This window comes from Longimicrobiaceae bacterium (genome assembly GCA_035696245.1).
GTDB lineage: Bacteria > Gemmatimonadota > Gemmatimonadetes > Longimicrobiales > Longimicrobiaceae > DASRQW01.
In genome coordinates this window covers 20322-27133 of the sequence record DASRQW010000122.1, presented here as the reverse complement: position 1 = coordinate 27133, position 6812 = coordinate 20322, and the positions used below count along the sequence as shown (strand labels likewise).

At 69.6% G+C, this 6812-nt stretch carries 5 protein-coding genes; 1 reads left to right on the top strand and 4 read right to left on the bottom strand.

Annotated features, from left to right (window positions below):
• Window positions 1–166: 166 nt before the first annotated feature.
• Window positions 167–1084 carry an ornithine carbamoyltransferase gene (argF, locus tag VFE05_05605; protein ID HET6229537.1) on the bottom strand — a complete coding sequence of 306 codons (918 nt, stop codon included), beginning with the start codon at window positions 1082–1084 and terminating at the stop codon, window positions 167–169.
• A gap of 297 nt (window positions 1085–1381) precedes the next feature.
• Here argF and VFE05_05600 point away from each other — a divergent pair, with 297 nt between their 5' ends.
• Window positions 1382–3100 (top strand): hypothetical protein, encoded by a 1719-nt coding sequence (locus tag VFE05_05600; GenBank protein ID HET6229536.1) that lies wholly within the window; start codon window positions 1382–1384, stop codon window positions 3098–3100.
• 103 nt (window positions 3101–3203) lie between these two features.
• Here VFE05_05600 and VFE05_05595 read toward each other — a convergent pair whose 3' ends face one another.
• From VFE05_05595 to VFE05_05585, 3 genes are all read right to left on the bottom strand, one after another.
• Window positions 3204–4256, bottom strand: a complete 1053-nt coding sequence (locus VFE05_05595) for a hypothetical protein (GenBank protein HET6229535.1) — start codon at window positions 4254–4256, stop codon at window positions 3204–3206.
• Between the two features lie 254 nt (window positions 4257–4510).
• On the bottom strand, window positions 4511–5689 hold the full coding sequence (locus VFE05_05590) for a threonine synthase (GenBank protein ID HET6229534.1): 1179 nt from the start codon (window positions 5687–5689) through the stop codon (window positions 4511–4513).
• A gap of 134 nt (window positions 5690–5823) precedes the next feature.
• Window positions 5824–6519, bottom strand: a complete 696-nt coding sequence (locus tag VFE05_05585) for a hypothetical protein (protein HET6229533.1) — start codon at window positions 6517–6519, stop codon at window positions 5824–5826.
• Window positions 6520–6812 lie beyond the last annotated feature (293 nt).

Genomic DNA, 6812 nt, shown 5'->3' with positions numbered 1-6812 from the left:
AGACCCCGGACGGAGGCGGGCCAGGCTGTATCGGCCCGCCGGTGGAGGAGGCTCCCCGGCCCCGCGGAGGAGACCGGCGGCAGGCAGTATCGCCGCCGGGCTCCAGAGCGGCACCGACGCCTCGGCACCGCTCCGAACCGTGAAGCTCGTCCGATCGACGGACGGACTACTCGACGCCGGCCATGACGCGGGCCATGATCGCCTTCTGCACGTGCAGGCGGTTCTCGGCCTCGTCGAACACGCGCGAGCGCGGGCCCTCGATCACGGCGTCGGTCACTTCCTCGCCGCGGTGCGCGGGCAGGCAGTGGAGGAAGATGGAGCGGTCGGTGGCGAGACCCATCAGCTCCTCGCTCACGCAGTAGCCGGTGAAGGCGCGGGCGCGCTCGGCGGCCTCTTCCTCCTGCCCCATGCTGGCCCACACGTCGGTGTTCACGACGTCCGCTCCTTCGACGGCCACGCGTGGATCGTCCGTCGTGACGATGTTGGCGGCGCCACGGGCGCGCTCCAGGATGGCGGCGTCGGGCTCGTAGCCCTTGGGATAAGCCAGGCGAAGCTCGAAGCCCAGGCGATATGCGGCGTTGAGCCACGAGTTCGCCATGTTGTTCCCGTCGCCCACCCACGCCACCTTCACGCCGCTCAGGTCGGCGCCGAAGCTCTCGCGGATGGTGAGCAGGTCGGCCATGATCTGGCAGGGGTGCAGCAAGTCGGTGAGGCCGTTGATCACGGGCACGCTGCCGAACTCCGCCAGCCCCTCCACGTCCGCGTGGTCGAACGTGCGGATCATGATCCCGTCCACGTAGCGCGAGAGCACGCGGGCGGTGTCGCGGATGGGCTCGCCGCGCCCCAGCTGGATGTCGCGCGAGGAGAGGAAGAGCGCGTGGCCGCCCAGCTGATACGTTCCCACCTCGAAGGAGACGCGCGTGCGGGTGCTGCTCTTGGTGAAGATCATGGCAAGCGTCTTGCCCGCCAGCGGCTTGCCGGCATACTCCCCGCTCTTCATGCGAGCGGCCAGGTCCAGCGTGGCCAGCAGCTCTTCGCGGCTGAAGTCGGGGATGGCGAGGAAGTGGCGCGCGGGGTTGGGCATGGCGTGCACCGGGCTGGGTTAGGGGCGGTGGTGGCCTCCCGGCCGGAGGCGCGCCCAATGTAGCACGCGCGCCCGCGCCGGACCACACCCGGCAGCCCGCTCCGGCGGGCGCCTCGCGCACCTTCCGAACGCACTCCCGCGCGGCCCTGCGCCGCGCCCGCGGTCCGTTTTCGAACGAAGCCGCTCCCGCCTCTCTTCCTTTCGGGAGGGGGCGCCCGTACACTTCGGGCAGCCGCCCGCGCGTGGGCGCGTGGCCAGGGCATCCCGTCTCCGCCTTCTTCCAGGACGAACGCCAAGATGAAGCGCTCCCTCACCGCCGGGCTCCTGCTGCTGGGGCTGGCCGCCTGCGACAAAAGCCCCACGGGCGTCGGCTCCAAGACGACGAACCTGAAGATCGGCTCCACGGTGCAGCTGAACGTGAACGCCGACGACTACTGCTCCAACCCGGTCCTGCGCACGGGCAAGGTGGTGGCGCAGTCGCAGCACGCGTTCTTCCTGGAGGACACACAGAACCCCCCCGGCGGCTTCAGCGCCGCGGAGTACCAGGAGATCGGCGACATCTTCGACAGCCAGATCTGGCCCACCGACACGAACAACTTCGGCACGCCGTCGGACCTGGACAAGAACGGCAAGGTGCTGATCTTCTACACGAGCGGGGTGAACCAGCTCACGCCCGCGAACGTGGACTACATCGTGGGCGGCTTCTTCTACTCGCGCGACCTCTTCCCCCGGAAGGCGCAGACGGCCGACCAGAACTGCCCCGGAAGCAACGAGGCGGAGATGTTCTACCTGCTGGCGCCGGACCCCAACGGCACGATCAACGGCAACGCCCGCAGCCACCAGTACGTGCGCGAGACCACCGTGGGCACCGTGGCGCACGAGTTCCAGCACCTCATCAACTCGTCGCGCCGGGTGTACGTAAACAACGCCGACAGCCTGGAGGTCGTGTGGCTGGACGAGGGTCTCGCGCACGTCGCCGAGGAGCTGAACTTCTACGCCGCTTCCGGGCTGAGCCCGCGGCAGAACCTCAACACGGCGGCGGTCACCCAGTCGCAGGTCCGCGTGGACGCCTTCAACGAGCTCCAGAGCGCCAACGTGGACCGGGCGATCCGCTACTATCAGAACCCCGAGAGCACGTCGCCTTTCGCGGACAACGACCTGCTCGAGACGCGCGGGGCGACCTGGGACTTCCTGCGGTACGCGGCGGACCGCAAGGGTGGCACCGAGCGTGACTTCTGGTTCTCGCTCGTCAACTCCAAGCACGTGGGCCTCGAGAACCTGCAGGGAGCCCTGGGGACGGACCCTCTCACCTACGCCCACGACTTGTCGGTTTCGGTGTACACCGACGATGCCGTGGCCGCCGCTTCGCAGTACCTGCAGCCCAGCTGGAACTTCCGATCGCTGATGCCGGCCCTGCGCTCGGGTGCTTTCCCGCTGCGCACGCGGCTCCTCGCCAACGGCGTTCCGATGGCGGTCAACCTGCACTTCGCCAGCGGCGCCTACCTGCGGTTCGGCGTTGCGCCGGGTGGGCGTGCAGAGGTCCGCACCACCAGCTCGGCCGTGGCGTCCTCCGGTACAGCGTGCCTGGCGGCGGGGCCGTCGCGCACGCTTGCGGTGGGTGAGGTGTTCAACGGAAGCCTGGCCGACGCGGCCACGCTCTGTCTGGACGGCGGGCCGACCGGCGCCGAGTTCACGTACATCCCGTTTTTCGCGGCCGCGAGTGGCTACGCCTCTCCCGAAGGGCTGCTTCCCGTGACCGTCTCGGCCACCGGTGTGGTCCCGCCGGTCGGGCCCCCCACGCCAGACGTTGCATCCCGCACCTCGGGCGCGCTGTTCAGCCGCATCCTGTCGGCCGGCGCGACCGACGACAGCCGCGACGGAGGGTTCGAGGCACGCCTTCGCCAGCGCGAGCACGCTGCCGCGTCGCGCATGTCGGGCCGCGGGGCCGCGATGGCTCGCCGGCAGGTGACGCCCACCCCGCAGATGCTCCTCATCTCGATCGTGCGCACCAAGTAGCACCGCGCACGGTGCAGTCCGTATGAGCCAAGGGTCCGGCATCTCGCGAGATGCCGGACCCTTGGCTTATCTGCCAGGTAGGCGCGCTACGGCGCCGCGGGTGTCAGACGCCGCAGTCATTGCATCCGCCGCCAATTTGCACCGTTACCGTCGTGCTCCCGACTACACCGTCGACCGTGGCGCGGATCACCGCAGTCGACAGGAAACCGGGATAGCGCGCATTGGAGGTCAACAGCCCGTTCGAATCGACGAAGACGAGGTTCGGCTCACTGCTGGTCCACGTGATCGGCCGGCCGGTAATCACCGCTCCCCCAACCTTTCTCACCACGGCCGACAGCTGCAGGGTGCTTTCGGCCGGCATCGTGGGGTTGACGGGCGAGATCGTGACGGATTCCACGCCGTTCGGATCACCAACGGTGACGGTCGCGGTCGCGGAACCCGCAGCCATTGTGGCAGTTACGTGCGCGATGCCGTTGGCCAACCCGTGCAGAATACCGCTCCCATCTACAGTCAGCACGCTCGTCTTGTCGCTGGAGAAGATCCACGCCCGGTTCTCGAACGAGTTCGGGAACATCTGCGCGCCCGTGTGATCGAATGCCTGGTACGAGATCGTCTGCGCCTGGCCCACGCCGATGGCGAGGGTCGCGGGTGTGATGACGATGCGAGCTGCGTGGATGTTCACCACGAACGTGGCACTCGCGTTGCCCGAAGATGCCCGCAGCACCGCCGAGCCTGGCCTGGCACCGATCACGGTCACCACGGACGACGGGGATCCCGCCGGAACGCTGAACGTCGCGGCGTCAGTAGGCGAGGAGGCGACACTCCACTGCACCTTCGAGACGTCGTTCACGTCGGGACAGAAGGCGGCATCCTTCACGGTGGCGCGTACCGTCGTCGGCGACGGCTTCGTCACCGTCAGGTCGGTCAGGTTGCTGGTGTTGATCTCGATGAAGGCGGGGACGCCGCTGTAGGAGCATCCTGCCTGGCCGGTGGAGTCGGGTGGCGTGTTCGGATCGAACGGATCCGTGACTGACCGTTGCGCGCCGGTGCCACCGTGCGTTTGGGGGAGCTGGTCCGCGCATGCGGCCAGAGTGGCGAGGGTGAGCGTGGCGACGACCCGCAGTGCCGCGCGGGCCGTGTGGCTGCTTCTGAACATGAAGACTCCGTGATGGGATGGTGTCGGTCGGCTGCTTCCGCGGCGAAGAGATTCCCATGCGAATCGTTACGCACGCGAAAACTGCCGGGTAATGGGAGGCTTGCAACAGGAGGGGAGTACGCTGGAGAGGCTGCGGTGGTTCCGTCACTCGCTGACGGCACACGTGCCTGGAAGGACCGCAAGCTGGCGTTGGCGCAAAACGAAGGGAGACGCGGAACGGCTGCTCCACGTCTCCCCTTTTCGCCGTCGAAGATCTACCCGACGTACTTGAGGCCGCTGCCGGTGTTGAAGAGGACGACGGAGTCGTTGGCGGAGAGGACGCCGCGCTCGCGGAGGAGCGGCACGGCGGCGGCGGTGGCGGCGCCTTCGGGGGCGCAGAAGATGCCCGTGAGGCCGCCCACGATTGGCGTCCACCGGCGCATCTCGTCGTCGTCGATGGCGACGGCGGCGCCGCGGGACGCGCGGACCGCGTCCAGGATGAGGAAGTCGCCCACGGCGCGCGGCACGCGCAGGCCCGACGCGTACGTGTGCGCGCCCGCCCACGGCTCCGCGTGCTCGTCTCCCCGCTCCCACGCGCGGACGATGGGCGCGCACCCGGCCGCCTGAACGGAGATCATCTTCGGGCGGGCGGACCCGATCCAGCCCATGCGCTCCATCTCGTGGAACGCCTTCCACATGCCGACCAGGCCGGTCCCGCCGCCGGTGGGGTAGACGATGGCGTCGGGCAGCGTCCAATCCAGCTGCTCGGCGACCTCGTAGCCCATCGTCTTCTTGCCCTCCACCCGGTACGGCTCCTTGAGGGTGGAGAGGTCGAACCAGCCGTGCGCCTTCACGCCCTCGGCCACGCGGGCGCCGCAGTCGGTGATGAGGCCGTCGAACAGCTCCACGTCCGCTCCTAGCGCACGCATCTCCTCCACGATGGCGAACGGCGTGTCGCGGGGGACCACGATATGCGCCGCCATGCCCGCCGCCGCCGCGTACGCCGCCGTCGCGCTCCCCGCGTTCCCGGCCGACGGCAGCGCCACCTCGTTTATCCCTAGCTCCTTCGCACGCGACACGGCCATGCACAGCCCGCGCGCCTTGAACGACGCGGTGGGGTTCTGGCCCTCGTCCTTGATCCAGCACTGCGTGATTCCCAGTGCGTCCGCCAGGCGCGGCGTGTCGATCATGGGCGTCCAGCCCTCGCCCAGGCGGACTGCGTTGGCGGGGTCGCGCACGGGCAGCAGCTCGGCGTAGCGCCACAGGTCCGCCGAGCGCCCGGCCAGGTCCTCGCGCCGCAGCCGCGCGCCGATCGCGTCCAGGTCGTAGCGCGGGTACAGCGGCCGCTCGCAGCAGGGCGACAGGCGGTGGATCTCTTCGCTGGCGTACGTGGCGCCGCAGCGGGTGCACTCGAGGTGCGTGGCGCCGCCTGCGGGAAGGTCGGAAATCTTCAATTCGAAAGCTCGGTAGATGCGGTGCGGTGCCCGGCGCCGAAGCCTCGGCGCAGGCGAATCGTTTGGTGCGCGCTGCACCGCCGCCGGTCGCCACACGGACGGCGGCGACCGGATGGTAGATGCGAAGACGATGCTCAGCGCCGGACGGGGCGGACGGCGCGCATCACGTCCAACTGGCTGCCGCACTCCCCGCACGTCGCCTCGGATCCTTCTGCCCACCGATGGCAGGCGGGGCAGAGGGAGACGAGGCGACCTTCCTCTTCCGAAGCGGCGGGGAGGAGGAACGCGGTGCCGTCTTCGCCCACCAGGCGGAGCGACGGGCCGCTGTAGAAGTGTGCAAGCAGGTCGCGCAGGTCGACGTCCGCGGCCTTGGCGATCACGTCTTCGCGCGTGACGGCGGTGCGCTTGCGGAAGCGCGACTGCTCGGCCGTCCACGTGCGCTCCACGCCCTCCTCGGGCGAGAGCGTGAGCGTGAGGCCGCGCGTCTCCAGCGCGAACGGCACCTTCAGCCGGCCGCGGAGGCGCTGGGCTGCGCGCTCCAGCTCGGGGCCGGGCGCGAGCTGCTTCCGGTTGGCCGAGTGGATGGACGGATCGACGAAGATGGTGGCGCGCGCGTGGGACCAAAGCGGCGTGCGCAGGTCGCCCACGTCCGTCTCCGCCACCGCCGTGTAGTCGTACGGCCGCTCCACGCTGCCGATCTCGATGCGCGTGCCCTGCACCCCGGGCGCCCCGTCGAGCGCGGCCAGCAGCTCGCGCGCGAGCAGGTCCCGCCGCTCGCGGTCGGTCAGCGCGCTCCAGAGGTCGGGGTCGAGCAGGGCGGGATCGGGCATCGGCTCCGGCGCACGGGCGCGGCAGCGGGTAAGTCGTTTCGGAGAGCGCGGAAGATGCCCGTCCCGGACTGCGGAGTCAACGGGCGGGAAAGAGGCCCTCACCCGGCTCGCGGGGCTCGCCTGCCCTCCCCCACAGGTGGGGGAAGGCTCGAATCCGTTGGCGTGCGTCTGCGGAATCGCTGCGGCGGCCTTTGGCTTGGGCTGCGCCCTGCGCTTGTCGGGGGTGGGAGATGGTCGAAGGACGGGAGATGATCGAAAGGACGGAGAGGATAAGGCGTTGGGCGTGGGCGATG

Coding starts and splice junctions, on each gene's coding strand:
- argF (HET6229537.1), bottom strand. CDS start 1,084: ATGCCCAACCCCGCGCGCCACTTCCTCGCCATCCCCGACTTCAGCCGC.
- VFE05_05600 (HET6229536.1), top strand. CDS start 1,382: ATGAAGCGCTCCCTCACCGCCGGGCTCCTGCTGCTGGGGCTGGCCGCC.
- VFE05_05595 (HET6229535.1), bottom strand. CDS start 4,256: ATGTTCAGAAGCAGCCACACGGCCCGCGCGGCACTGCGGGTCGTCGCC.
- VFE05_05585 (HET6229533.1), bottom strand. CDS start 6,519: ATGCCCGATCCCGCCCTGCTCGACCCCGACCTCTGGAGCGCGCTGACC.